The sequence below is a fragment of the Pseudomonas sp. B21-021 genome, assembly GCF_024749205.1.
GTDB classification, from domain to species: Bacteria; Pseudomonadota; Gammaproteobacteria; order Pseudomonadales; family Pseudomonadaceae; genus Aquipseudomonas; species Aquipseudomonas paraglycinae.
In genome coordinates this window covers 485854-510777 of record NZ_CP087192.1, presented here as the reverse complement: position 1 = coordinate 510777, position 24924 = coordinate 485854, and the positions used below count along the sequence as shown (strand labels likewise).

Sequence of the window (24924 nt, the reverse complement as noted above, 5' to 3'; positions counted from 1 at the left end):
TTGCTTGACCGGTCTCTATGCCTACCCTGCGCTCTTTTTTCCTCGCGGCCCTGCTGGGCCTGAGTCTTTCCGTCGGCCCGCTGCAAGCCGCCGAACCGCCGTCCAGCGACGCCGTGCAGGCCAGCCTGGATAAACTCACCGACAGCAAACTGCCCGAGGCCGACAAGAAGGCCCTGCAGACGGTCCTGCAAAACACGCTGAACCAGCTCAACAACCGGCGTGACTACGAGCAGAAGCTGATCGACCTCAAGCAGCAGCTGGCCACTGCGCCGAAGCAGACCATCGAGAATTCGCGCGAACTGACCCGCCTCAAGGCCAGCGCCATGGTCCCGGTGGCGCAGCGCTTCCCCAAGGAAAACATCCAGCAGCTGGAGCAGATGCTCACCGAGCGCTCGACCCAGCAAAGCGATCTGCAAAAGGCCCTGGCCGACGCCAACAGCCTGATCATCACCGCCCAGACCCGTCCCGAACGTGCCCAGGCCGAGATTTCCAGCAGCCAGACGCGCATCCAGCAGATCAACAACATCCTCAAGACCGGCAAGGACGCCGGCAAGACCGTCAGCGCCGAGCAGCGCGACCTGCTCAACGCCGAACTGGCCGCCTTGAACGCGCTGATCCCGCTGCGCCGTCAGGAGCTGGCCGGCAACAACCAATTGCAGGATCTGGGCAACAGCCAGCATGACCTGCTTTCGGAAAAGTCCGACCGTCTGGATCGCGAGATCCAGGAACTGCAAACCCTGATCAACCAGAAGCGTCTGACCCTCTCGCAGGAGACCGTGACGCAGCAGTCGATCGAGGCACAGAAGTCCGGCAGCAGCACCCTGCTCGCCACGGAAAGCGCGGCCAACCTCAAACTTTCCGACTATCTGCTCAAGAGCACTGACCGACTCAACGAACTGACCCAGCAGAACCTGCAGACCAAGCAGCAGCTGGACAGCGTGACCCAGAGCGATTCGGCCCTCGACGAGCAGATCAACGTGCTCAAGGGCAGCCTGCTGCTGTCGAAGATTCTCTATAAACAGAAACAGGCGCTGCCGCGCCTCAAGGTCGACCGCGACCTCGCGGACCAGATCGCCGACATTCGCCTGTACCAGTTCGAAATCAACCAGCAGCGCGAACAGCTGAGCAATCCGGCGACGTATGTCGACAACCTGCTTTCCACCCAGCCGCCGGAGCAAGTCACGCCACAACTGCGCAAGAGTCTGCTGGAGCTGGCCAACACTCGTGTCGATCTGCTGGAACGGCTGAGTCGCGAACTGAGCGCGATGCTCAACGAATCGATCACCCTGCAACTCAACCAGAAACAACTGCTGAGCACCGCGCAAAGCCTGCGCGCGACCCTCGACGAGCAGATGTTCTGGATCCCGAGCAACAAGCCGCTGGACACCGAATGGATGCGCGGCGTGCCGGAACGCCTGAAGCGTCAGATCGACACGTTGCCGCTGGCCTCGAGCTTCAGCGAACTGACCGACGGCCTGACCCAGCGGCCGCTGTTGTTCCTGCCGCTGGCATTGCTGATCGGCGCGCTGCTGTGGCGCCGCAAGCAGTTGTATTCACGCCTGAACAAGGTTCACCAGGACATCGGCCACTTCAAGCGTGACAGCCAGTGGCACACGCCGCAGGCGATCCTGATCAACATTCTGTTGGCGATGCCGGTGGCGCTGGGCCTGGCCTTGTGCGGGCTGGCGTTGCAGATCGACGCACGGGGGCAGAACGCGAACATGGGCGCGGCGCTGCTGCAAATGGCCCAGGCGTGGCTGGTGTTCTACACCGCCTACCGGATCCTCGCGCCGGGCGGCGTGGCTGAACTGCACTTCCGCTGGGAAAAGCCGCAGGTCGAATTCCTGCAAGGCTGGGTGCGTCGCCTCGGACTGGTGGTCATGGCGCTGGTGGCGGTGGTGGCGGTTGCCGAACTGCAACCGGCGGCGCTGGCCGACGATGTGCTGGGCATGCCGGTGGTGCTGACCTGCTACGCCCTGATGGCATGGCTACTCAGCCGCCTGCTGATCAGCAGCCCGACCCACGAAAACGCCTCGCTGTTCCGCAAGGCCGTGGGTGTGATGTTCACCCTGCTGCCTATCGCGCTGTTCGTCGCCGTGTGCTTCGGCTACTACTACACCGCGCTGAAGCTCAGTGACCGCTTGATCAACACGTTGTACCTGCTGATGTTCTGGCTGGTGATCGAAGCCACCTTCGTCCGTGGTCTCGCGGTCGCGGCACGTCGTCTGGCTTACCAGCGCGCCCTGGCCAAACGTCAGGCCGCGAAAGAAGCCGGCGACGGCGAAGCGGTGATCGAAGAGCCAACCCTGGACATCGAGAAGGTCAACGAACAGTCCCTGCGCCTGATCCGTCTGGCGCTGCTCGGCGGTTTCATCGCCGCGCTGTACTGGGTCTGGGCCGACCTGATCACGGTATTCTCGTACCTCGACAACATCACCCTCTACGAATACACCAGCGGTACCGGCGCCAACATGAGCATGGTGCCGATCAGCATCGGCGACATGCTCGGCGCGCTGATCATCATCGGCATCACCTTTGCGCTCGCCCGCAACTTGCCGGGTCTGCTTGAAGTGTTTGTGCTGTCGAAACTCAATCTGGCCCAGGGCAGTGCCTACGCGACCACGACGCTGCTGTCGTACGTGATCGCCGGGGTCGGTTTCGTCTCGACCCTGTCGACCCTCGGCGTGAGCTGGGACAAGTTGCAATGGCTGGTGGCGGCGCTGTCGGTGGGCCTCGGTTTCGGCATGCAGGAGATCTTCGCGAACTTCATCTCCGGCATCATGATCCTGTTCGAGCGCCCGGTGCGGATCGGCGACACCATCACCATCGGCAACCTGTCGGGCACGGTGAGCAAGATCCGCATCCGCGCCACGACCATCACCGACTTCGACCGCAAGGACATCATTGTCCCGAACAAGACGTTCATCACCGGGCAACTGATCAACTGGTCGCTGACCGACACCATCACCCGGGTGACCCTGAAACTGGGCGTCGATTACGGTTCGGATCTGGATCTGGTCAAGGAACTGCTGCTCAAGGCCGCCCGGGAAAACCCGCGTGTACTCAAGGAACCCGAGCCGCACGTGTACTTCCTCAACTTCGGCGAAAGCACCCTCGACCACGAACTGCGCATGCATGTGCGTGACCTCGGCGACCGCAACCCGGTGCTCGATGAGGTCAACCGCTTCATCAACCGCGAGTTCAAGAAGCAGCACATCAACATCTCGTTCCGCCAGATGGAGGTTTACCTGAAGAACCTCCACGGTCAGGAATACAAGATGGTGCCGATCGAGCCGGAAACCAAAACCATCGTGCCGGTCAGCGACGACCAGAAACCGTTACAGGAACCGCCGCCGGCCAAACTCGACTAACCCGGCTAATCCCAGCAGAATGCTCGGACATTCTGCTGGAGCCGGTCCTTGAAAGCCCTCGACGAACTGACCTTCGACAACCGCTTTTCCCGCCTGGGCGATGCGTTCTCGGCCCACGTGCTGCCCGAACCGATCGACAATCCGCGACTGGTCGTGGCCAGCCCTGCGGCCATGGCGCTGCTGGATCTCGACCCGGCGGTGGCTGACACCCAGGAATTTGCCGAGCTGTTCGGCGGCCACAAGTTGTGGGCCGATGCCGAGCCGCGGGCGATGGTCTATTCCGGGCATCAGTTCGGCGGCTACACCCCGCAACTGGGCGATGGCCGCGGGTTGTTGCTGGGCGAGGTCTACAACGCGGCCGGCGAGCACTGGGACTTGCATCTGAAGGGCGCCGGGCAGACGCCGTTCTCGCGCATGGGCGACGGTCGCGCGGTGCTGCGTTCGTCGATCCGCGAGTTTCTCGCGTCCGAAGCGCTGCATGCGCTGAACATCCCGTCTTCGCGCGCTGCCTGCGTGATCGGCTCCGACACCCCGGTCTGGCGTGAGAAACAGGAACGCGCCGCGATGGTGCTGCGCCTGGCGCCGAGCCACATCCGTTTCGGCCACTTCGAATACTTCTATTACACCAAGCGCCCCGAACAGCAGAAGCTGCTCGGCGAACACGTGTTGGCGATGCACTACCCCGAATGCCTGGAACAGCCGGAACCGTATCTGGCAATGTTCCGCGAAATCGTCGAGCGCAACGCCGAACTGATCGCCAAATGGCAGGCCTACGGCTTCTGCCACGGTGTGATGAACACCGACAACATGTCGATCCTCGGCATCACCTTCGACTTCGGCCCGTTCGCCTTCCTCGACGATTTCGACGCAAACTTCATCTGCAACCACTCCGATGATCAGGGCCGCTACTCCTTCAGCAATCAGGTGCCGGTCGGCCAATGGAACCTCAGCGCCCTGGCCCAGGCCCTGACGCCGTTCATCAGCGTCGAAGCCCTGCGCGAAACCCTCGGCCTGTACCTGCCGCTGTTCCAGGCCCATTACCTCGACCTGATGCGCCGCCGTTTCGGCTTCACCAGCGCCGAGGACGACGACCAGCAACTGCTGGAGCAACTGCTGCAACTGATGCAGAACAGCGGCGTCGACTACACGCTGTTCTTCCGCCGCCTGGGCGAAGAGTCAGCCGAACAGGCCGTCGCTCGCCTGCGCGATGACTTCGTCGATATCAAGGGTTTCGATGCCTGGGGCGAGCGCTATGTCGCCCGTGTCGCACGCGATGGTGCAAGCGATCAAGAACAGCGCCGCGCGCGGATGCATGCGGTGAATCCGCTGTACATCCTGCGCAATTATCTGGCGCAGAAGGCGATTGATGCGGCGGAACAGGGTGACTACACCGAGGTGCGGCGGCTGCATGCGGTGCTGAGCAATCCATTCGAAGAACAGCCTGGAATGGAGAGTTACGCGGAACGGCCGCCGGAGTGGGGCAAGCATTTGGAGATCAGTTGCTCGTCTTGAGGCCGTTTCCAGCTTCCAAATGTTCAAGACGATCGATGTAACTGGCGATAAGCGTCGAGATGGCGGCCTATCATTTCGACCAAACCCATGAGCGGGTGTGACTCGTCCGCTCCAGCCATGCCTCTCAGTTCCTTAACTGATTCGACCAAAAAATTGTATTCCTCGTCTGACTCTGGCCGTTTAAGGACAGGTGCGACGTGAATCCAGTGCTCAATAGCCAACTCAACTATTCCGCTCATTTTTGCCCCTTGCGTTGGTTCCCAGCGAATTACCAGGACGCCCGGATTCACTCTATGTCGTGAGCAGAAGGAGAAAAATCAGCCGAAACGACACTTTATGTAGGAGACATCCTCGATTACTGAAGGTAACTGCTGTCAGATTTCGCCTTGATAAATACCTCGCACGACTCCAGATTTGTTGTACGAACTGCCTAATTCACCGAGCCGATCATGACCGACCCACTCCTCATCCCCTGCCCCTCCTGCAACGGCCTCAACCGCATCCCCGCCGAGCGCCTCAACGACCATCCGAAATGCGGGCGCTGCAAGTCCGAGGTGCTGCTGAACAAGCCGTTCGAGCTCAAGCAAGGCGATTACGCCAGTCAGATCAAGGGTGATCTGCCGTTGCTGGTGGACGTGTGGGCGGACTGGTGCGGACCGTGCAAGTCGTTTGCGCCGGTGTTCGAGCAGGCGGCTGCGCAGTTGGCGGGCAAGTGCCGGCTGGCCAAGCTGGACAGCGAGGCCAATCAGCAATTATCGGCACAGTTGGGGATTCGTTCGATTCCGAGCCTGATTCTGTTCCGCAACGGCCGGGAAGTAGCCCGTCAGAGCGGGGCCTTCCCGTCGCCACAGTTAATGGCCTGGCTGCGCAGCCAGGGCATCTGACAAGGCTTCAGGCGTCTTCGAGCAAGTTGTGCAGTTCGACGAACTGCTGCGTCAGCTTGTGCCGTGGATCGAGGTGAATCAGCGGCGTGTTGGCCTGATGGGATTCGCGCATGCGCACTGAACTGGCGAGGTAGACCGGCAATACCGGCAGGCCCTCGGCGATCAGTTCGTCGAGGATCTGCTGCGGCAGGCTGGCCCGGGCCTGGAACTGGTTGACCACAATGCCTTCGACTTCCAGGCCTTCGTTGTGGTCTTCCTTCAACTCGTCGATCTCGGCGATCAGACCGTAGAGGGCCTGACGCGAGAAGCTGTCGCAGTCAAAGGGAATCAGTACCCGATCGGCGGCAATCAGTGCCGAGACCGCATAGAAATTCAGCGCCGGCGGCGTATCCAGATAGATCCGGTCGTAATCCTCCGACAACTCGTCGAGCAGCTTTCGCAGCTTGTTGATCTTGTGTTTGGCCTCGAGCTTGGGCTGCAAGTCGGCCAGTTCGGCGGTGGCGGTGATGATGTGCAGGTTGTCGAAGGGCGTTTCGTAGATATCCGCCTGATTCCTTTTTGAGAACGGCCCGGAAGACAGGGTCTGTTTGAAGAAGTCGGCAATGCCCATCGGAATGTCGTCACCCGTGAGCCCGGTCAGATACTGAGTGGAATTGGCCTGGGCATCGAGGTCGACCAATAGCGTGCGATAACCTTCGCTGGCGCTTACCGCCGCCAGATTGCAGGCAATGCTGGATTTGCCCACGCCACCTTTCTGATTGAACACCACGCGCCGCATGACAAAACCTCCGTGTATCAAAGAATGACCGAGTGTAGTGGTGCCCGGTGCCGGTTCGCTACCTCGATGGACGCGGACTACAAAGTCAGGCGCCAATCTCCCAATGAATACGGCGCAAAGAGACCCGTTGATCGCCGATTCGCCTGACAGACAGACACCCGACAACCTGGATAATGGCCAAGTGACAGCTCTTGCCGCGTACCATTCGGTTCATTTCGTCGTTCAAAATGTAACCAGCATTTGCTACACACTCGTCGCACCGGGATAATGCGCGCCACCCGGCGCCACGCGCCATGCCATTTCAGGCTAAATCAGCTCAGCGGCGACGTTGGCGAAACCGCGTCAACTCAGCCCGCAGGGGCGGGATAAATGTCCGTGATCAACTTCAACATCGCCCAATGGCGCGCCTGGGCTCCCGGGCTCGACAGTGTGGAAGCCTGGCAAGCCTGGAGCCGACAACCGGTCGTGCTCGAAGGCAGCGATGCCGCACCCGATGTGTCGTTTCTGCCGGCCATGCAGCGCCGTCGTCTAAGCCGTCTGGCGCGGATGGCGTTCAGTGTCGGCTGGCCGCTGGCCGACGGTCGGGAAAATCTGCCGCTGGTGTTTGTCTCCCGGCACGGCGAAACCCCGCGCACCTTTGAAATCCTCAGCGATCTGGCCAACGAACAGCCGCTGTCGCCGACCCAGTTCAGCCTGTCGGTGCACAATGCGATCATCGGCCTGTGGTCGATCATGCGCGGCGAAACCAGCGAAATGACCGCGCTCGCCGCGGCCGGCGACGGCCTCGAACACGGCATGCTCGAAGCGGCGACGTTGCTGAACGAAGGCGCCCCGGCGGTGCTGCTGGTGATCACCGAGGAACAGCCGCCCGAAGCCTATTCGACGTGGATCGACGACGTACCGTTTCCCTACGCGGTCGGGCTGTTGCTCACCCCCGGTACCGACTGGCGGCTGACCCTGAACAGCGCCCCCGAAGCACTGTCCAAAACGCAGTGGCCCCATGCGCTGAATCTGCTGCGAACCCTGCTCGGTCAGCAACCCCATTGCCAACATGCCTGGAAGACTCGTCTATGGACCTGGCAACGCAACCTGTAATCGGAAAAAACCGCGACGCCTATTACTGGCGTCTGCTGGCCACCGCCACCAGCTTCGCCCTGTTCGGGCTGGGTGGCCTGTGCCTGCGCCTGCTGGTATTTCCATTGCTCGGCTGCCTGCCGGGCGATGCCAGGGTGCATCGCGAGCGGGCGCGCCAGACCGTCAGCCGGCTGTTCTGGTTTTTCGTCCGGTTCATGGCCCGTACCGGCGTGCTGACCTACGACATTCAGGGCGCCGAACGTCTCGGCCGTCCGGGGCAGATGATCATCGCCAACCACCCGTCGCTGATCGATGTGGTGTTCCTGATCGGTCTGGTGCGCCGGGCCAACTGCGTGGTGAAGAAAAGCCTGTGGGAAAACCCCTTCACCCGTGGCCCGCTGCGCAGCACCGAATACATCAGCAACGACGGCAGCATGGACATGCTCGACGCTGCCGCCGGTGCCCTGCAGAGCGGGCAGACCCTGATCATTTTCCCCGAAGGCACCCGCACCCAACCGGGACAGGCGCCGGCCTTTCATCGGGGTGCGGCGGCCATCGCATTGCGCGGTGCGAAAATCGTCACCCCGGTGGTCATCCACGTCAGCCCGACCACCCTGACCAAGGCCGAACCCTGGTATCGCATTCCCAGTCGCCGCGTGCACTTCAGTTTTCGCGTCGGGGCCGATATAGACCCACAGACTTTCGCCGCGCAGGGGCCCCCGCCCCAGGCTTCGCGCAAGCTCAACGACTATTTGCACCAATTCTTTATCAAGGAGCTCGCCGAAGATGAGCGATCTAAACCGTGACATCAAAGAGCTGATCATCGACGCCCTGGGCCTCGAAGACATCAGCGCAGAGGACATCGGCGACGACCAGACGCTGTTCGGCGAAGGCCTGGGCCTGGATTCCGTCGACGCTCTGGAGCTCGGCCTGGCGATCCAGAAAAAGTACGGCATCAAGATCGACGCCGACGCCAAGGACACCCGTAACCATTTCTCCAACGTGGCGAGCCTTGCGGCGTTCGTCACGGCAAAACAGGCAGCTTGAGACCGGACCATGCAAACTCGTGACGACATCTTCAACACCCTGCGCGATGCCCTGGTCGAGCTGTTCGAACTGGACCCGGCTCGCGTGAGCCTGGAATCCAACCTGTATCAGGATCTGGAAATCGACAGCATCGACGCCGTCGACCTGATCGATCACATCAAACGCCAGACCGGCAAGAAAATCGCCGCCGAGGAATTCAAGTCGGTACGCACCGTCAGTGACGTGGTCGAGGCGGTCTACCGTCTGGTTCAACCGGCCGCATGAGCCGACTGATCGGCCTCGGCCTGCTGCTGGCAGGCCTGCTGTATCCCTTTGCGGTGTATTTCGGCATGGAGCATTTCGCACCATGGCAGTTCGGCCTGCTGCTGGGCGGCCTGTGGCTGGCCCGGGCGCTGACCGGCGAACGCAAGCCCGGCAGTTTGTGGATGGCCTGCGTGGCGATCGTGTTCTGCCTGCTGCTGGCGGTGTTCGACAGCACTTTGCTGTTGCGTTGGTACCCGGTGCTGATCAGCGGCTTCATGCTGGTGCTGTTCAGCCTGAGCCTGAAATACGGCCCGCCGATGGTCGAGCGTCTGGCTCGCCTGCGTGAACCGCAACTGCCGCCCAAGGCGATTCGTTACACCCGCCAGGTCACCGTGGCCTGGAGCGTGTTTTTCTTTTGCAACGGTTTGTGCGCCGCCCTGCTGACACTGTGGGCGCCGCTGAACTGGTGGATGTTGTACACCGGCCTGATCTCCTACGGATTGATCGGCCTGATGTTTGCCATTGAATGGCTGATACGACAACGGGTAAGAGGTCGCCCATGAACTGGATAAAACTTGAGCAGCTGTTGCTCAAGGATCTGCCGCAGCGCGCAATCACCGTCGTGCCGGCACTCGATCACGCAAACCTGCGCGAACAGGCCCTGAGTCTGGCGGCAGGTCTGCAAGCGCGCGGCGTACAACGTCTGGCGGTGCATCTGGAAGATGCCGCCGACCTGGCCGTCGCCCTGCTCGGCGCCTGGCGCGCGGGCGTCAGCGTATTGCTGCCTTCGGATCTGCAAGCGCAGACCCGCCAGCGCTGGTCGAACGACGTCGATCTGTGGCTGACCGATCAGGCCGATGACGCCCGCCTGAGCGATGTGCTGCAACCTCCCCTGCCCGCTGCCGAACTGGATCTCGACCAGTGCCGCTTGAGCCTGTGCACCTCCGGCTCCAGCGGCGAGCCCAAGCGCATCGACAAATCCCTGCGCCAACTGGCCAACGAAGTCGAAGCCCTTGAGCAACTGTGGGGCGCGGATCTCGGTGAGGCCTGCATTCTTGGCAGCGTCGCCACCCAGCACATCTACGGCTTGCTGTTCCGCGTGCTGTGGCCGATGTGCGCCGGGCGCCCGTTCCTGCGCAAACAACTGGCCTTCCCGGAAGACCTGCAACGCGCCAGCCGCGAGCACCCGGCCTTCGCCTGGGTCGCCAGTCCGGCGCTGCTCAAACGCATGGGCGACAACCTCGACTGGCCAGCCCTGAGCGTCGTGCGCCGGGTGTTTTCGTCCGGTGGCGCACTGCCGGCTGACGCCGCACAAAGCCTGCATCAACGCCTGGGACAGTGGCCGACGGAAATCCTCGGCAGCTCGGAAACCGGCGGCATCGCCTGGCGTCAGGGCGAATCGTTGTGGCAACCGTTTTCCGGCGTCGAGTTGAGCCAGGACAGCGACGGGGCCTTGCTGATCGCTTCGCCTTACCTGCCCGCCGGGCATGTCGAACACACCGCCGATGCGGCGCGCATTCAGGCCGATGGCCGCTTTGAATTGCTCGGGCGGCTCGACCGGATCGTCAAACTCGAAGAAAAACGTATCTCTCTGCCGATGCTAGAACAGGCGCTGGTGGCCCACGACTGGGTCGCCGAAGCGCGTCTGGGCGTGGTGCAGGAAAACCGCGCGTCCCTCGGCGCGCTGCTGGTGCTCAGCGAATCCGGCCTGTTTGCCCTGCGCGAACACGGTCGGCGTAGCCTGACCGAAACCCTGCGCCGTCATCTCGGCGACCATTGCGAGGCCCTCGCCCTGCCTCGCCGCTGGCGTCTGCTGCGACAGTTGCCGCTGACCTCGCAGGGCAAGTTGCCTCAAGCCGACGTCGAAGCCTTGCTGTTGGCGCCACGGCCCAAAGCACCGGAGATTCTGGAGCAGGCTGAAACCGAGGGCGAATGGAACCTGCAATTGAGCGTTCCGCCGGATCTGGCCTACTTCAGCGGCCACTTCCCCAAGGCCCCGGTACTGCCGGGCGTGGTGCAGGTCGAATGGGCGCTGAACCTGGGTCGGCAACTGCTGAACCTGCCCGGCGCGTTCGCCGGCATGGAAGTGCTGAAATTCCAGCAACTGGTGCGCCCCGGCGATGAAATCCAGTTGCACCTGCGCTTCGACCCGGAGCGCGGCAAGTTGTATTTCGCCTACCGCAACGACACCGCGACCTGCTCCAGCGGGCGGATTCTGCTGGGAGTTGGCGATGCATAATCCTTGCGCCGTGATCCCGGTCTACAACCACGAAACCGCCATCGGCACGGTGGTCGACGCCCTGCTCGCCCAGGATCTGCCGTGCATTCTGGTGGACGATGCCAGCAGCAAATCCTGCGCGGCGGTGCTCGACGCGCTGGCCGAGCGCGAGCGGGTGTATCTGGTGCGCCTCACTGCCAATCAGGGCAAGGGCGGCGCGGTGATGACCGGTCTGCGTGAAGCGGCGCGACTGGGCTTCAGCCATGCCTTGCAGGTCGACGCCGACGGTCAGCACGACTTGCAGGATGTCGCGCGTTTCATCGAGGAATCCCGCGCTCACCCCAAGTCGCTGGTCTGCGGCTATCCGCTGTACGACGCCAGCGTGCCCAAGGGCCGTTTGTATGCGCGTTATCTGACCCACGTGATGGTGTGGATCAACACCTTGTCGCTGCAGATTCGCGATTCGATGTGCGGCTTCCGGGTGTATCCGCTGGAACCGACGCTGGGCGTGATCGACTCGGCGCGGATCGGCAAGCGCATGGATTTCGACTCGGACATTCTGGTGCGCCTGTCATGGCGCAATCAGCCGATGCGCTGGTTGCAGACCAGCGTGCATTACCCGCTGGACGGCGTGTCGCACTTTCGCCTGTTCCACGACAACGTACTGATTTCGAGCATGCACACGCGCCTGTTCTTCGGCATGTTGCTGCGTCTGCCCGCAATCCTCTGGCGACGGTGGCGCGCATGACTATCGAGACCGACAAGAAGCACTGGGCCGACCGCGAAGAGCGCGGCAGTTTCCTGCTGATGAAATTCACCGCGTTCGCCGCCAAAGTCCTTGGCCGACGCCTGCTGAGTCCGTTGCTGTACGGCATCGTTCTGTACTTTTTCCTGTTCGGCCGCACCGCCCGGCGCAGTGCCTGGCAGTATCAACAGCGCCTCGCCGACTGGAGCGGTCGCCACGAATTGCGCCCGACCCGGTGGCGGGTGTTCCGCCAGTTCATGGCATTCGCCGATTCGCTGCTCGACAAGCTCGACGTGTGGAACGGCAAGCTGAAGATCGAGCAGATCGAAATCATCGACCCGGCGCTGCTGCGCAATCAGTTGCGCGGCAGTCGCGGGCAAATGCTGGTGGGCGCGCACCTGGGCAACCTCGAAGTGTGCCGGGCGCTGGCGGAGCTGGGCGAAAAAGTCACGATGAACGTGCTGGTGCACACCAAGCACGCCGAGCAGTTCAATCGCCTGCTGGGCGAGGCCGGGGCGACCAATCTGCGACTGATCCAGGTCAGCGAACTGGACCCGGTGATCATGCTGCAACTGCACGAACGGCTGGAGCGCGGCGAGTGGCTGGCGATTGCCGGCGACCGCGTGCCGTTGCATGGCGGGCGCAGCGTGACCGTGGACTTTCTCGGCCACCCGGCGCCGTTCCCGCAAGGGCCGTGGCTACTGGCCGGCCTGCTGAAATGCCCGGTCAATCTGCTGATGTGCCTCAAGCAGCCTGACGGTCACTATCGCCTGACCCTCGAGCCGTTCGCCGATGCCGTGATGTGGTCACGCCGCGAGCGCGAACAGGTCATTCATCAGTGGGCCACCCGCTATGCGCAACGCCTGAGTCACTATTGCCTCGAAGCACCGTGCCAATGGTTCAACTTTTACCCATTCTGGAAAACCGATGACAACGCCAACTCCTGAGCCGGTCACCTTCGGCGAACGCCCTTTGCGCATCGAAGACGTGCTGGCCCTGGCCAACCGTCAGGCGCCCGTGCAGTTGCAGAGCGACGCGCCTTATCGCGAACGCATCGCCAAGGGCGCGCGGTTCCTCGATTCGCTGCTGGACAAGGAAGGCGTGATCTACGGCGTGACCACCGGTTACGGCGACTCCTGCGTGGTCGCGGTGCCGCTGCATCACGTCGAGGCGCTGCCGCGTCATCTCTACACGTTCCACGGTTGCGGACTGGGCAAACTGCTCGATGCCCAAGCCACCCGTGCAGTGCTGGCGGCGCGTTTGCAGTCGCTGTGCCACGGCGTGTCAGGGGTGCGCATCGAACTACTGGAGCGCCTGCATGCCTTCCTTGAACACGACATTTTGCCGCTGATTCCTGAAGAGGGTTCGGTGGGCGCCAGCGGCGACCTGACGCCGCTGTCCTACGTCGCAGCGACCTTGTCCGGCGAGCGTGAAGTGATGTTCCGTGGCGAACGCCGCCAGGCTGCCGACGTACACCGTGAACTGGGCTGGACGCCGCTGGTGCTGCGCCCGAAAGAAGCGCTGGCATTGATGAACGGCACCGCCGTGATGACCGGTCTGGCCTGCCTGGCCTACGCCCGCGCCGATTACCTGCTGCAACTGGCCACCCGCATCACCGCGTTGAACGTGGTGGCGCTGCAAGGCAATCCGGAACACTTTGACGAGCGTCTGTTCGCCGCCAAGCCGCATCCGGGTCAGATGCAGGTCGCCGCGTGGCTGCGCAAGGATCTGGCGATCGACGCACCGACCGCGCCGTTGCACCGCTTGCAGGATCGCTACTCGCTGCGCTGTGCACCGCATGTGCTCGGCGTGCTGGCCGACAGCCTGAACTGGTTGCGCTCGTTCATCGAGACTGAGCTGAACAGCGCCAACGACAACCCGATCATCGACGCCGAAGCCGAACGCGTGCTGCACGGTGGGCACTTCTACGGCGGGCATATCGCGTTCGCCATGGACAGCCTGAAGAACCTCGTGGCCAACGTCGCCGACCTGCTCGACCGACAACTCGCGCTACTGGTGGACGAGCGTTACAACCACGGTTTGCCGAGCAACCTGTCGGGCGCCAGCGCCGACCGCGCGATGCTCAACCACGGCTTCAAGGCCGTGCAGATCGGCGCCAGTGCCTGGACCGCCGAAGCGTTGAAAAACACCATGCCGGCCAGCGTGTTCTCGCGCTCCACCGAGTGCCACAACCAGGACAAGGTGAGCATGGGCACCATCGCCGCTCGCGACGCCATTCGTGTGCTGGAGCTGACCGAACAGGTCGCCGCCGCCACGTTGCTCGCGGCCAATCAGGGCGTGTGGCTGCGCGGTCGCGATGCAGACGCGCGTCCGCTGCCACCGTCGCTGGCCGCCATGCACGAACAACTGGCCCAGGACTTCCCGCCGGTGATCGAAGACCGCGCCCTGGAAGGCGAACTGCGCCTGTGTCTGCAACGCATCGCCGAACAACACTGGAGGCTGCATGCGTAGTGCCGGAGTGCTTCACGCCGATACGGAAATCCTCGTGCCGTTTTTTGACGTCGACACCATGCACGTCGTCTGGCACGGCCATTTCGTGAAATACCTGGAAGTGGCACGTTGCGCATTGCTCGACAAGATCGGCCACAACTACAACCAGATGGTCGACTCGGGCTATGCGTGGCCGGTGATCGACCTGCAACTGCGCTACGTGCGCGGCGCGGTGTTCGGCCAGCGGCTGAACGTGCGCGCCAGTCTGGTGGAGTGGGAAAACCGGCTGAAGATTAACTACCTGATCACCGACGCCCAGACCGGCGAGCGCCTGACCCGCGCGAGCTCGGTACAGGTCGCCGTCGAGATGAGCAGCCGCGAGATGCAACTGGCCTCGCCGAAAGTCTTCACCGATGCCGTGGAAAGGATGCTGCGATGAATGTGCTGTTGAAATCCCTTGGGGCCCTGGCGCTGCTGACGCTGTCGTCGCTGGCCAACGCCTTCGACCTGCAACAGTTGAGCGAGCAACTGGCGAAACCGGACGTGATCCACGGCCAGTTCACCCAGGAAAAACACCTGCGCGCCCTGCCCCAGCCGCTGATCAGCAAGGGCAGCTTCGTGCTGGCGAAAAACCACGGCCTGCTGTGGCTGCTGAAAACCCCGCTGCAACAGGATTACCGCATTAGCGCCAAGGGCATCGCCCGACGTGATGCCACCGGCTGGCAACTGCTGCCGAACAAGAGCGCCGGGGCCGAGCAGAACCGTTTGTTCCTCGCCGTACTGCAAGGCGACAGCAGCGGTCTGCAACGGGATTTCGAACTGGCCCTGAGCGGCGATGCGCAGAAATGGCAACTGACCCTGACCCCGCGCTCGGTGCTGCTCAAGCAGGTGTTCAATCAGATCAACATCAGCGGCGGCACCTTGGTGAACACCATCGAACTGCTGGAAACCCAGGGCGACAGCACCGTGTTGCGCATGCAGGACAGCACCGCCGGCCAACCTCTGAGCGACGCGGAGCAACATGACTTTGCCGAGTGAACGCAGGCTGCCCTGGCTGTTCCTGATCCTGCTGCTGGCCGTCGTCGCACTGGGCGCCTGGCAGTGGCGCGACGGCGCGCCGCTGTCGGCCAACCTGATGGAACTGGTGCCCGGCACCCATCCGGACGCCCTCGAACTGCGCGCCGAACAACGCATGCAGGAACCGCTCAACCGCGACATCCTGGTGCTGATCGGTCACGCCGATCGCCAGCAAGCCGTCGCCATGGCCCAGACCCTGGGCGAGCAATGGCAGGCCAGCGGGTTGTTCGAAAAAGTCCAGTGGAACCTGCAAGCGGACCTGCCGGCCCTGCGCACGCAGTTGCTGCAAGGGCGGCTGGCGATGCTCTCGGCGGATGACCGGCAACTGCTGAGCGAACATCCCGACGCCTTTATCCAGCAACGGGTGCAGGCACTGTTCGACCCGTTCACCGGGTTCAGTCTGGTGCCGAGCCAGGACGACTGGCTGGGTCTGACCGGGCGCATCCAGAACAGCCAGCCGCAACATGGCGCGGTGCAACTGGACATCGGCAGTGGCGCGTTGATCGCCGATGCCGACGGCAAAAGCTGGGTGCTGCTGCGCGCACGCACTACCGGCAGCGCCTTCGACATGAATCAACCGCTGCAAGTCGCCGCCCTGTTGCAACACAGCCGTGAACAAGCGGCTCGCGCCGACGTACAACTGCTGGCCGCCAGCGGCCTGCTGTACGCCGCCAACGGTCAGCAGCAGGCGACCCGGGAAATGACCTGGGTCGGCGGCGGCGCCACCATCGGCATCCTGTTGCTGTTGCTGCTCGCCTTCCGCCGCTGGCGGGTGCTGCTGGCGTTCATTCCGGTGCTGGTCGGCATGCTGTTCGGTGCGGTGGCCTGTGTTGCGCTGTTCGGGCACATGCACGTGATGACGCTGGTGCTCGGCTCCAGCCTGATCGGCGTGGCGGTGGATTACCCGCTGCACTACCTGTCCAAGAGCTGGAGCCTCAAGCCGTGGCACAGCTGGCCGGCGTTGCGCCTGACCCTGTCCGGGCTGACGTTGAGCCTGATCACCAGCGCCATCGGTTACCTGGCACTGGCCTGGACGCCCTTCCCGGCGCTGACCCAGATCGCGGTGTTCTCCGCCGCCGGTTTGCTCGGCGCCTACCTGTCGGCGGTGTGCCTGCTGCCGGCGCTGCTGAAAAACGTCGAACTGCGCCCGGCGCAATGGCCGCTGCAACTGGCCGAGCGTCTGGTGCGGTTGCGGGAAACCCTGCTCGAGCACGTCAGGACGCCGGTGTTGCTGGCCCTGCTGATCGCCTTCTGCGTCGGTGGCCTGCTGCAACTGGAGAGCAAGAACGACATTCGCCAGTGGGTCGGCGCGCCGCAACGTCTGACCGATGAGGCGCAGACCATTGCGCGGATTACCGGCTACCAGCCGACCAGCCAGTTCTTCCTGGTGCGCGCCGCCGATCAGCAGCAATTGCTGGAACGGCAAGCGGCCCTGAGCGAGCGGCTGGATCAACTGGTCAACCTCGACAAGTTGCAGGGTTATCTGGCGCTCAATCAACTGGTCAGCCCGCCGGCTCAGCAGCAACAAGTGCGTGAGGCGCTGAGCAAGTTGCCGCAGTTCTGGCAGCCGTTGCTGGAGGTCGGCGTGCCGCTGGCGGCGCTGCAAACCGAGCTGAAACAGTTACAGGAACTGCCCGCCGAAGACATCGATGCAGCACTGGCCGGTCCGCTCGGCGAGCCCTACCGCACGTTGTGGCTGGGGCCGACCGAGGACGGCGTGGCAGCGATGGTCAGCCTGCAAGGCCTGAACAATCCGTCGCTGTTGCGGGTGCAGGCGCTGGACCTGCCCGGCGTGATGCTGGTGGACCGGCTTGGCGATCTGAACAAGGTGTTCGCCCAGACCCAGATCAGCGCTGCTGAACTGAAACTCGCGTCCTGCGTATTGATCGTGCTGGTGCTGATGCTGCCGTTCGGCCTCGGCGGCGCGCTGCGGATCGTCGCCCTGCCGCTGCTCGCTGCGCTGTGCAGCGTCGCCAGCCTGGGCTGGCTCGGTCAGCCGCTGACCCTGTTCAGCCTGTTCGGCCTGCTGCTGGTGACGGCGATCAGCGTCGACTACGCGATCCTCATGCGCGAGCAGGTCGGCGGTGCGGCCGTGAGCCTGCTTGGCACCTTGCTCGCGGCCGCCACCACCTGGCTGTCGTTCGGGCTGCTGGCGGTGTCGAGCACGCCGGCGGTGAGTAACTTCGGCCTGTCGGTGAGCCTCGGTCTGGCCTTTAGCTTCATGCTCGCGCCGTGGGCCGGGCGTCAGGCCCACGCGGTTGCAGTCACGGAGCCTTCAGCATGATGGTGGTGATTTTCTGGCTGATGGCCCTGTCGCTGTTCTTCGTCGCCACCCGGGTCGGCCGGCACTTCGGGTTGATCCCGATCGTCAGCCAATTGCTGCTGGCAAGCTTCGGCCTGCCGCTGTTGATGTACTTCTGGATCGAACCGGGCTGGCAACTCAACGGCGCCGAACTGATCGCGCCGGGCTGGCTGAAAAACCTCTACAGCCTGAGCTTCGCCCTGCTGCTGGGGCACATCCTCAGCGACGTGATCGACCTGCGCCTGGACCGCCAGAGCGTGAAGATCGCCCTGCCGAGTTTCGCCGTGCCGTTCACCTGCGGCCTCGCGACGGCGTACTGGCTGTTGCCGGCGCAGCCGTGGATCAACTCGCTGGCGATCGGTCTGGTGTTCGCCATCACCGCGATTCCGGTGTTGTACCTGTACCTGCGCCACATCGATTACCCGCCCGCCGCCACCCGGCGTCTGGTGCAGACCGCGATCCTGATCGACCTGACCTGCTGGACGCTGTTCGGCCTCGCCCAGGGCAGCCTGCACCTGAGCAGTCTGCTGCTACCGCTGGGAATGGCCTGCGTACCGGTGCTGCTGCGGGTATTCGGCATCCGCCGGCCATTGACCTACAGCCTTGGTTTTTTTGCGCTATTGGTGCTGGCCGAACACTACAAACTCAACGCACTGATTTTCGGCATCGGTTATCTGCTGTGCATGGCCGCGCTCAAGGTGCCGCTGGTATTGCCGCTGCCGGCGCACTGGATGAACCGCTTGCAGACCTGGGTCGCGATTCCGCTGATCCTCACTTTCGGCATCGTCCAGATCGACGTACACAGCGCCCTCGCCAGCCTCGGCGCCGTGCAATGGGCGGCGCTGCTGCTGTTGCCGATCGCCAGCAAAATCCTGGGCAACTGGCTCGGCCTCGGCTGGGCCGGCGCGTCGTTCGCAGGCGCCAGTCGCTGGCGCGAAAGCGTGCTGCTGAACATTCGCGGCTTGAGCGAAATCGTTTTTCTCAACCTGCTGTTGCAACAACAGCTCATCAGTCCGGCGCTGTACTTTGCGCTAATGCTGATGGGTCTGATCGCGACGCTGTTGCCGGCCTTCATCGGCCTGCACCGGGCGTCACTGAACCCTATTGCCGTACCCAGGAGCTCGCGTGCCAATCGTTGAAATGGAATCCCGTCAGGTCGTGATCATCGGCGCCGGCCCCTCCGGCGCCATTGCCGCCGCACTGCTCAAGCGCAAGGGGCACGACGTGCTGGTGATCGAGCGCCAGCATTTCCCGAGGTTCTCCATCGGTGAAAGCCTGCTCTGCCATTGCCTGGATTTCGTCGAAGAAGCCGGCATGCTCGAAGCGGTAAATGCCGCCGGGTTCCAGCGCAAGAACGGTGCGGCGTTCGCCTGGGGCGAGCGCTACAGCGCCTTCGATTTTGGTGACACCTTCACCGCCGGCAAGCCCACGACCCTACAGGTGCAACGCGCCGACTTCGACAAGTTGCTGGCCGATCAGGCGGCGTTGCAGGGCGCGGAAATCCGCTACGGCGACGCGATTGTCAGCGTCGATTTCGAACGCCCGCGACCGCAGCTGAATGTGCGCCGCGAAGACGGCAGCGAGTACCGCGTCGAAGCTGGCTTTGTCCTCGATGCCAGCGGTTACGGCCGCGTGCTGTCGCGTCTGCTCGACTTGGAAGCACCATCGAACTTCCCGGTTCGCCAGGCCGTTTTCACCCACGTTGAAGACCATATCGATCACCCCGGTTTCGACCGCGAGAAGATCCTCATCACCACTCACCCGCAGCACCGCGATATCTGGTTCTGGTCGATCCCGTTCAGCAACGGTCGCTGCTCCGTCGGCGTGGTGGCTGCCGCTGAACATTTCGCGGGCCGCGATACCGACCTCGACGCCTGCCTGCGCGGGTTCATCGCCGAAACCCCGAGCCTGGCCAAGGTGCTGAACAACGCCGTGTGGGACACCCCGGCGCGCACTCTCGGCGGCTATGCGGCCAACGTCAAAACCCTGCACGGCCCGGGCTTCGCGCTGCTGGGTAACGCGGCCGAATTTCTCGACCCGGTGTTCTCCTCCGGCGTGACCATTGCCATGCGTTCGGCGAGCATGGCCGCCGGTGTGCTGCATCGGCAGTTGCAGGGCGAAACGGTGGACTGGCAACGGGAGTTCGCCGAGCCGCTGAAACGCGGGGTCGACACGTTCCGCTGCTACGTCGAAGGCTGGTACGCCGGCACTTTCCAGGACGTGATTTTCCACGAGCAAGGCTCACCGGAAATCCGCCGCATGATCTGCTCGATCCTCGCCGGCTACGCCTGGGACGAACGCAACCCGTTCGTCAGTGAAGCGCGCCGCCGGCTGAAGACGATCTCCGAACTCTGTGCAAGGGACGACACATGAATTACCTGAGTGACAACTACGTCGAGGAAACCCGCTTCGGTTTCTGGTTCCTGCGCAGCCACACCTGGCAGCACCATGTGCTGCGCGTGGCGATCAATGATTTGCGAGGGTTGTTCAGCGAATCGTTGCCGGCCAGTCCGGTGCTGCTGGATGCCGGCTGTGGCCAGGGCAAGTCGTTCGGTCACCTGCGCCAGACCTTCGCGCCACAGCGCCTGATCGGCATCGATGCCGATCCGCACAGCCTGGAATTGAGCGCCGCCGAGGCCGCGCGTCAGGGCTTCGACGTCGAGCTGATCGGCAGCGACTGCGCGACGCTCAATGTGCCGGACGCCAGCGTCGACCTGCTGTTCTGTCACCAGACCTTCCATCATCTGGTGGAGCAGGAAAAAGCCCTCGCCGAGTTCTATCGGGTGCTCAAGCCGGGCGGTTATCTGCTGTTCGCCGAGTCCACCGAGGCTTACATTGATACGTGGGTGATTCGCTGGCTGTTCCGCCATCCGATGCACGTGCAAAAGAGCGCGGCGCAGTACCTGGAGATGATTCGCCAGCAGGGTTTCGAGTTTGCCGAACAGAACGTTTCGTACCCGTACCTGTGGTGGAGCCGGTCGAAGGATTTCGGTCTGCTCGAGCGTTTTGGTCTGCGCCAGCCCAAGCCCTTTGGCCAGCGGGAAGAAACCCTGGTCAACGTGGTGGCCCGCAAACCCTTGAACGAGGCTGTCTGATGTTGCGTGTTCTGCTGCTCGCCTGCGTCTTGCTGCTCGGTGCCTGCGCCAGTCAGGCGCCGCTGCCGGCCGGCAACCCGAGCCTGCCGCTGCCGATGCAACTGCATATCGAACGTCACCTGGCCGGGCAACAGCAAGACTGGTTGTTGGTGATCCAGCGCGAAGGACCCGGCATCCGCTGGTCGATGATGGATCCGCTGGGCATTCCCCAGGCGCGTCAGCAACTGATCGACGGGCATTGGCAGGCCGACGGCCTGCTGCCGCCCAACCCGGAAGCCCGGGAGCTGTTCGCCGCGCTGCTGTTCGCCCTGACCCCGGCGGGCGAGCTGTCGCGCAACTATCCCGACGCGCAGCAACAGGGCGGCCAACGTTCCCTGCCGGCGCGCTGGGACATCCGTTACACCCGACCCTTGAGCTTCGAATTGAACCTGCCACAAGGCCCGCACTATCGCGTAACGCCACTCGGTGAACCGACGTCATGACCGCCTACCTCAATGCCCTCGGCGTGATCTGCGCCCTGGGGCGCGACAAGCAAGCCGTGGCACGCAACCTGTTTGCCGGCGACTGCTCGGGCATGCGCCGCGAGTCCGGCTGGGTGCCGGAGCGCGAACTGCCGGTGGCCGCCGTGCACGGTGATCTGGCGCCGATTCCCGAGGCGCTGGCCGACCAGCGCAGCCGCAACAATCAACTGTTGCTGGAAGCCGCGTTGCAGATTCGCGATGACATCGAGCAGGCGATCCAGACGTACGGGCGCGAGCGCATCGGCGTGGTACTCGGCACCAGCACTTCCGGTATCGACGAGGCCAGTCGCGGCCTGGCGCACTACATTCGCGACCACCAGTTCCCGACCGATTACGACTACCGGCAACAGGAACTCGGCGCCCCGGCGAATTTCCTCGCCGACTGGCTGCAACTGAGCGGCCCGACCTATGTGATTTCCACCGCCTGCACCTCCAGCGCACGCGCGCTGATGAGCGCCCGACGCCTGCTCGATCTAGGCCTGTGCGACGCCGTGCTGTGCGGCGGTGTCGACAGCCTGTGCAAACTGACCCTCAACGGTTTCAGTGCGCTGGAAGCGGTGTCCGACGAGCGCTGTAATCCGTTTTCCGCCAACCGCAACGGCATCAACATCGGCGAAGCGGCGGTGCTGTTCGTGATGAGCAAAGCACGCGGCGCAGGGCCGGGCATCGCCCTGCTCGGCGCTGGCGCCAGCTCCGACGCGCACCATATTTCCGCACCGGAACCGAGCGGCCGTGGCGCACTGCAATCGATGCAAAAAGCCCTCGATCAAGCCCACCTGCAAGCCGGCGACATCAGCTACCTGAACCTGCACGGCACCGCGACCCAGCACAACGACGCCATGGAAAGCCTGGCCGTCGCCGCACTGTTTGCCGAAGGCGTGCCGTGTTCCTCGACCAAACCGATGACCGGCCACACCCTCGGCGCCGCCGGCGCACTGGAAGCGGCGTTCTGCTGGTTGAGCCTGAGTACCGACAACCCTGACCACGCTTTGCCGCCGCACGTCTGGGATGGCCAGCCGGATACGGACCTTCCACCGCTCAAGTGGGTGACCGCAAGCGAACGCCTGGCGTCCATTGCACCCCGCTACCTGATGAGCAACTCATTTGCCTTCGGTGGCAATAACGTCAGCCTGATTATCGGAGACGCCCCATGACCCACTGGCCGCTCGCCGAACTGCTGCCCCACGCTGGCGACATGATCCTGATCGACCGGATCCTGAGCTTTGACGACGAACAGATCCACACCACCCTCACCGTCCGGCCCGGCGGCCTGTTCAGCCTGCCAGACGGCAGCCTGCCGGCGTGGGTCGGCGTCGAGTTGATGGCGCAAAGCGTCGCCGCGTTCGCCGGCTGCCATGCGCGGCAAAAAGGCAACCCGGTGGAGCTGGGCTTTCTGCTCGGCACACGCAAGTTCGAATGCAATGTCGCGGCCTTTCCGGTTGGCAGCGAACTGACCATCCATGGCCTGCGCTCGCTGGAAGACGACAACGGCATGGGCGTGTTCGAATGCCACATCAACGCGCCCGGCATCGAGGCCAGCGCCCGGCTGAACGTGTTCCGCCCGCCCCACGCGGCGGACTATCTAGAGCAATCCCGCAACGAAACAAACAAGGAGTCGAACGATGACTGAATCAATACTGGTCACCGGCTCCAGCCGTGGCATCGGCCGCGCCATTGCCCTGCGCCTGGCCAGTGCCGGCCACGATATCGTCCTGCATTGCCGCAGCGGCATGACGCAAGCGCAAGCAGTGAAAGCCGAAGTCGAAGCGCTCGGCCGCACCGCGCGCATCCTGCAATTCGACGTGGCTGACCGCGAAACCTGCAAAGCCATCCTCGAAGCCGACGTTGAAGCCCACGGCGCCTACTACGGCGTGGTGCTCAATGCCGGCCTGACCCGCGACGGCGCCTTTCCGGCCCTGAGCGACGATGACTGGGACGTGGTGCTGCGCACCAACCTCGACGGTTTCTACAACGTCCTGCACCCGGTGATGATGCCGATGATCCGCCGCCGCGCCGCTGGTCGCATCGTTTGCATCACCTCGGTCTCGGGGCTGATCGGCAACCGTGGTCAGGTCAATTACAGCGCGTCGAAAGCGGGTGTGATCGGCGCCGCGAAAGCCTTGGCGATCGAACTGGCCAAGCGCAAGATCACGGTCAACTGCGTCGCGCCGGGCCTGATCGACACGGCGATGCTGGATGAAAACGTGCCGGTGGAAGAACTGCTGAAAATGATCCCCGCACAACGCATGGGCACGCCTGAAGAGGTGGCCGGTGCGGTGAATTTCCTGATGTCGGCGGAAGCGTCGTACATCACCCGCCAGGTGCTGGCGGTCAACGGAGGCTTGTGCTGATGAAGCGCGTCGTCGTCACCGGCATGGCCGGCATCACCTCGCTGGGCAGCGACTGGGAGACCATCGCCAGCAATTTCGCCGCCAACCGCAGCGGCATTCGCCGGATGGACGAGTGGGATCGCTTCAGCGAGCTCAACACCCGTCTGGCCGGGCCCATTGATGATTTCCAGGTGCCGGCGCACTGGACCCGCAAACAGCTACGCAGCATGGGCCGTGTTTCGCGGCTGGCCGTCGGCGCGGCGGAAAAAGCGCTGGCCGATGCCGGCCTGCTCGGCGACGAATCGATCAAGGACGGGCGCATGGGCGTGGCCTGTGGCTCGTCCACCGGCAGCACCGACGAGATCAAGGCGTTCGGCAACATGCTGCTCAACTCGGTGGCCGAGGGCCTCAACGCCAACTCCTATGTGCGGATGATGCCGCACACCACGGCGGCGAACATCAGCATCTTCTTCGGCCTCACCGGCCGCTTGATCCCGACCTCCAGCGCCTGCACCAGCGGCAGCCAGGGCATCGGTTACGCCTACGAGGCGATCAAGTTCGGTCGTCTGCCGCTGATGCTCGCCGGCGGCGCCGAAGAGCTGTGCCCGACCGAGGCGATGGTGTTCGACGCGCTGTACGCCACCAGCCTGAAAAATGATGCACCGCACACCTCGCCACGCCCGTACGACAAGGGCCGCGACGGTCTGGTGATCGGCGAGGGCGGCGGCATGCTGGTGCTTGAAGAACTGGAGCATGCCCTGGCACGCGGTGCGCACATTCACGCCGAAATCGTTGGTTTCGGCAGCAACGCCGACGGCCAGCACACCACCCGCCCCGAGCAAGTCACCATGCGCCGGGCAATGGAACTGGCACTGGAAGACGCAGGCCTCACGCCGGACGTCATCGGCTACGTCAACGGCCACGGCACCGCCACCGAACAGGGCGATGTCGCCGAAACCCTGGCAACCAGTGCCCTGTTCGGAGAACGCATGCCGATCAGCTCGCAAAAAAGCTTCCTGGGCCACACCCTCGGCGCCTGCGGGGCGCTGGAATCGTGGTTCAGCATCGAGATGCTCAACCGCGACCTGTACGTGCACACGCTCAATCTCGACGAGGTCGATCCGCACTGCGGCAAGCTCGACTATCTGCGCGGCGAGTTCCGCCAGATGAGCCACGAATACGTGATGAACAACAACTTCGCTTTCGGCGGGGTCAACACCTCGCTGATTTTCCGTCGCTGGCCCCAACCGAATTAATCCAGGTCAAGGAGACCTCC

At 63.4% G+C, this 24924-nt stretch carries 24 protein-coding genes; 23 read left to right on the top strand and 1 reads right to left on the bottom strand.

What is annotated here, in order from left to right; all coding sequences use genetic code 11:
- The first annotated feature begins 17 nt into the window (after positions 1 to 17).
- The 3 genes from mscK (at position 18) to trxC (ending at position 5767) form a co-directional block, all read left to right on the top strand.
- Entirely contained in the window at positions 18 to 3371 is a 3354-nt protein-coding gene (gene mscK / locus LOY31_RS02275) for a mechanosensitive channel MscK (RefSeq protein ID WP_258712781.1), read from the top strand.
- 48 nt (positions 3372 to 3419) lie between these two features.
- Complete coding sequence (selO, locus tag LOY31_RS02270) at positions 3420 to 4883, top strand: protein adenylyltransferase SelO (protein WP_258712780.1); 1464 nt, start codon at positions 3420 to 3422, stop codon at positions 4881 to 4883.
- Between the two features lie 449 nt (positions 4884 to 5332).
- Positions 5333 to 5767, top strand: coding sequence for a thioredoxin TrxC (gene trxC / locus LOY31_RS02265; protein WP_258712779.1), 435 nt, complete (start codon positions 5333 to 5335; stop codon positions 5765 to 5767).
- Positions 5768 to 5774: 7 nt separating this feature from the next.
- On the opposite strand, the gene LOY31_RS02260 is transcribed toward trxC, so the two are convergent.
- Positions 5775 to 6545, bottom strand: a complete 771-nt coding sequence (locus LOY31_RS02260; protein WP_085608442.1) for a ParA family protein — start codon at positions 6543 to 6545, stop codon at positions 5775 to 5777.
- A gap of 369 nt (positions 6546 to 6914) precedes the next feature.
- Here LOY31_RS02260 and LOY31_RS02255 point away from each other — a divergent pair, with 369 nt between their 5' ends.
- Genes LOY31_RS02255 through LOY31_RS02160 form a run of 20 tightly spaced genes read left to right on the top strand, consistent with a single transcriptional unit; the run spans position 6915 to position 24904 of the window.
- Positions 6915 to 7640, top strand: coding sequence for a beta-ketoacyl synthase chain length factor (locus tag LOY31_RS02255; protein WP_115076289.1), 726 nt, complete (start codon positions 6915 to 6917; stop codon positions 7638 to 7640).
- A complete protein-coding gene (locus LOY31_RS02250; RefSeq protein ID WP_258712778.1) occupies positions 7616 to 8425 on the top strand; it encodes a 1-acyl-sn-glycerol-3-phosphate acyltransferase in 810 nt (269 codons plus the stop codon). Before LOY31_RS02255 ends, LOY31_RS02250 begins: the two co-directional genes overlap by 25 nt.
- Entirely contained in the window at positions 8406 to 8666 is a 261-nt protein-coding gene (locus LOY31_RS02245) for a phosphopantetheine-binding protein (RefSeq protein WP_007952344.1), read from the top strand. Before LOY31_RS02250 ends, LOY31_RS02245 begins: the two co-directional genes overlap by 20 nt.
- A 9-nt stretch (positions 8667 to 8675) precedes the next feature.
- Positions 8676 to 8930 (top strand): acyl carrier protein, encoded by a 255-nt coding sequence (locus LOY31_RS02240; RefSeq protein ID WP_007947135.1) that lies wholly within the window; start codon positions 8676 to 8678, stop codon positions 8928 to 8930.
- Positions 8927 to 9472, top strand: a complete 546-nt coding sequence (locus LOY31_RS02235) for a hypothetical protein (protein WP_085608440.1) — start codon at positions 8927 to 8929, stop codon at positions 9470 to 9472. Before LOY31_RS02240 ends, LOY31_RS02235 begins: the two co-directional genes overlap by 4 nt.
- Positions 9469 to 11148, top strand: a complete 1680-nt coding sequence (locus LOY31_RS02230) for an acyl-CoA synthetase family protein (RefSeq protein ID WP_258712777.1) — start codon at positions 9469 to 9471, stop codon at positions 11146 to 11148. The genes LOY31_RS02235 and LOY31_RS02230 overlap by 4 nt, the downstream gene beginning before the upstream one ends.
- Positions 11141 to 11875, top strand: a complete 735-nt coding sequence (locus LOY31_RS02225) for a glycosyltransferase family 2 protein (protein ID WP_258712776.1) — start codon at positions 11141 to 11143, stop codon at positions 11873 to 11875. Before LOY31_RS02230 ends, LOY31_RS02225 begins: the two co-directional genes overlap by 8 nt.
- Positions 11872 to 12819 (top strand): glycosyl transferase, encoded by a 948-nt coding sequence (locus LOY31_RS02220; protein ID WP_258712775.1) that lies wholly within the window; start codon positions 11872 to 11874, stop codon positions 12817 to 12819. Before LOY31_RS02225 ends, LOY31_RS02220 begins: the two co-directional genes overlap by 4 nt.
- Positions 12800 to 14344 carry a histidine ammonia-lyase gene (gene hutH, locus LOY31_RS02215; RefSeq protein ID WP_163973891.1) on the top strand — a complete coding sequence of 515 codons (1545 nt, stop codon included), beginning with the start codon at positions 12800 to 12802 and terminating at the stop codon, positions 14342 to 14344. Before LOY31_RS02220 ends, hutH begins: the two co-directional genes overlap by 20 nt.
- Positions 14337 to 14762 carry a thioesterase family protein gene (locus LOY31_RS02210; RefSeq protein ID WP_258712774.1) on the top strand — a complete coding sequence of 142 codons (426 nt, stop codon included), beginning with the start codon at positions 14337 to 14339 and terminating at the stop codon, positions 14760 to 14762. The genes hutH and LOY31_RS02210 overlap by 8 nt, the downstream gene beginning before the upstream one ends.
- The gene (locus LOY31_RS02205; RefSeq protein WP_258712773.1) at positions 14759 to 15361 is read left to right on the top strand and encodes an outer membrane lipoprotein carrier protein LolA; all 603 of its coding nucleotides are present in this window, start codon (positions 14759 to 14761) and stop codon (positions 15359 to 15361) included. The genes LOY31_RS02210 and LOY31_RS02205 overlap by 4 nt, the downstream gene beginning before the upstream one ends.
- Positions 15345 to 17684 (top strand): MMPL family transporter, encoded by a 2340-nt coding sequence (locus tag LOY31_RS02200; protein ID WP_258712772.1) that lies wholly within the window; start codon positions 15345 to 15347, stop codon positions 17682 to 17684. The genes LOY31_RS02205 and LOY31_RS02200 overlap by 17 nt, the downstream gene beginning before the upstream one ends.
- Complete coding sequence (locus tag LOY31_RS02195) at positions 17681 to 18841, top strand: sodium:proton antiporter (RefSeq protein ID WP_258712771.1); 1161 nt, start codon at positions 17681 to 17683, stop codon at positions 18839 to 18841. The genes LOY31_RS02200 and LOY31_RS02195 overlap by 4 nt, the downstream gene beginning before the upstream one ends.
- Positions 18828 to 20075 carry an NAD(P)/FAD-dependent oxidoreductase gene (locus tag LOY31_RS02190; RefSeq protein WP_085608432.1) on the top strand — a complete coding sequence of 416 codons (1248 nt, stop codon included), beginning with the start codon at positions 18828 to 18830 and terminating at the stop codon, positions 20073 to 20075. Before LOY31_RS02195 ends, LOY31_RS02190 begins: the two co-directional genes overlap by 14 nt.
- Positions 20072 to 20797, top strand: coding sequence for a class I SAM-dependent methyltransferase (locus tag LOY31_RS02185; RefSeq protein ID WP_085608431.1), 726 nt, complete (start codon positions 20072 to 20074; stop codon positions 20795 to 20797). The genes LOY31_RS02190 and LOY31_RS02185 overlap by 4 nt, the downstream gene beginning before the upstream one ends.
- Positions 20797 to 21279, top strand: coding sequence for a hypothetical protein (locus tag LOY31_RS02180; protein ID WP_127796690.1), 483 nt, complete (start codon positions 20797 to 20799; stop codon positions 21277 to 21279). The genes LOY31_RS02185 and LOY31_RS02180 overlap by 1 nt, the downstream gene beginning before the upstream one ends.
- On the top strand, positions 21276 to 22472 hold the full coding sequence (locus LOY31_RS02175) for a beta-ketoacyl-[acyl-carrier-protein] synthase family protein (protein WP_258712770.1): 1197 nt from the start codon (positions 21276 to 21278) through the stop codon (positions 22470 to 22472). Before LOY31_RS02180 ends, LOY31_RS02175 begins: the two co-directional genes overlap by 4 nt.
- A complete protein-coding gene (locus LOY31_RS02170) occupies positions 22469 to 22948 on the top strand; it encodes a hotdog family protein (RefSeq protein WP_007952360.1) in 480 nt (159 codons plus the stop codon). Before LOY31_RS02175 ends, LOY31_RS02170 begins: the two co-directional genes overlap by 4 nt.
- Positions 22941 to 23669 carry a 3-ketoacyl-ACP reductase FabG2 gene (locus LOY31_RS02165; RefSeq protein ID WP_258712769.1) on the top strand — a complete coding sequence of 243 codons (729 nt, stop codon included), beginning with the start codon at positions 22941 to 22943 and terminating at the stop codon, positions 23667 to 23669. Before LOY31_RS02170 ends, LOY31_RS02165 begins: the two co-directional genes overlap by 8 nt.
- Positions 23669 to 24904, top strand: a complete 1236-nt coding sequence (locus tag LOY31_RS02160; RefSeq protein ID WP_221533662.1) for a beta-ketoacyl-ACP synthase — start codon at positions 23669 to 23671, stop codon at positions 24902 to 24904. The genes LOY31_RS02165 and LOY31_RS02160 overlap by 1 nt, the downstream gene beginning before the upstream one ends.
- Positions 24905 to 24924 lie beyond the last annotated feature (20 nt).

Bases quoted from the DNA above. Each gene is read 5' to 3' on its own strand.
- mscK (WP_258712781.1), top strand. From the start codon at position 18: ATGCCTACCCTGCGCTCTTTTTTCCTCGCGGCCCTGCTGGGCCTGAGT.
- trxC (WP_258712779.1), top strand. From the start codon at position 5,333: ATGACCGACCCACTCCTCATCCCCTGCCCCTCCTGCAACGGCCTCAAC.
- LOY31_RS02260 (WP_085608442.1), bottom strand. From the start codon at position 6,545: ATGCGGCGCGTGGTGTTCAATCAGAAAGGTGGCGTGGGCAAATCCAGC.
- LOY31_RS02255 (WP_115076289.1), top strand. From the start codon at position 6,915: ATGTCCGTGATCAACTTCAACATCGCCCAATGGCGCGCCTGGGCTCCC.
- LOY31_RS02250 (WP_258712778.1), top strand. From the start codon at position 7,616: ATGGACCTGGCAACGCAACCTGTAATCGGAAAAAACCGCGACGCCTAT.
- LOY31_RS02245 (WP_007952344.1), top strand. From the start codon at position 8,406: ATGAGCGATCTAAACCGTGACATCAAAGAGCTGATCATCGACGCCCTG.
- LOY31_RS02240 (WP_007947135.1), top strand. From the start codon at position 8,676: ATGCAAACTCGTGACGACATCTTCAACACCCTGCGCGATGCCCTGGTC.
- LOY31_RS02235 (WP_085608440.1), top strand. From the start codon at position 8,927: ATGAGCCGACTGATCGGCCTCGGCCTGCTGCTGGCAGGCCTGCTGTAT.
- LOY31_RS02230 (WP_258712777.1), top strand. From the start codon at position 9,469: ATGAACTGGATAAAACTTGAGCAGCTGTTGCTCAAGGATCTGCCGCAG.
- LOY31_RS02225 (WP_258712776.1), top strand. From the start codon at position 11,141: ATGCATAATCCTTGCGCCGTGATCCCGGTCTACAACCACGAAACCGCC.
- LOY31_RS02220 (WP_258712775.1), top strand. From the start codon at position 11,872: ATGACTATCGAGACCGACAAGAAGCACTGGGCCGACCGCGAAGAGCGC.
- hutH (WP_163973891.1), top strand. From the start codon at position 12,800: ATGACAACGCCAACTCCTGAGCCGGTCACCTTCGGCGAACGCCCTTTG.
- LOY31_RS02210 (WP_258712774.1), top strand. From the start codon at position 14,337: ATGCGTAGTGCCGGAGTGCTTCACGCCGATACGGAAATCCTCGTGCCG.
- LOY31_RS02205 (WP_258712773.1), top strand. From the start codon at position 14,759: ATGAATGTGCTGTTGAAATCCCTTGGGGCCCTGGCGCTGCTGACGCTG.
- LOY31_RS02200 (WP_258712772.1), top strand. From the start codon at position 15,345: ATGACTTTGCCGAGTGAACGCAGGCTGCCCTGGCTGTTCCTGATCCTG.
- LOY31_RS02195 (WP_258712771.1), top strand. From the start codon at position 17,681: ATGATGGTGGTGATTTTCTGGCTGATGGCCCTGTCGCTGTTCTTCGTC.
- LOY31_RS02185 (WP_085608431.1), top strand. From the start codon at position 20,072: ATGAATTACCTGAGTGACAACTACGTCGAGGAAACCCGCTTCGGTTTC.
- LOY31_RS02180 (WP_127796690.1), top strand. From the start codon at position 20,797: ATGTTGCGTGTTCTGCTGCTCGCCTGCGTCTTGCTGCTCGGTGCCTGC.
- LOY31_RS02175 (WP_258712770.1), top strand. From the start codon at position 21,276: ATGACCGCCTACCTCAATGCCCTCGGCGTGATCTGCGCCCTGGGGCGC.
- LOY31_RS02170 (WP_007952360.1), top strand. From the start codon at position 22,469: ATGACCCACTGGCCGCTCGCCGAACTGCTGCCCCACGCTGGCGACATG.
- LOY31_RS02165 (WP_258712769.1), top strand. From the start codon at position 22,941: ATGACTGAATCAATACTGGTCACCGGCTCCAGCCGTGGCATCGGCCGC.
- LOY31_RS02160 (WP_221533662.1), top strand. From the start codon at position 23,669: ATGAAGCGCGTCGTCGTCACCGGCATGGCCGGCATCACCTCGCTGGGC.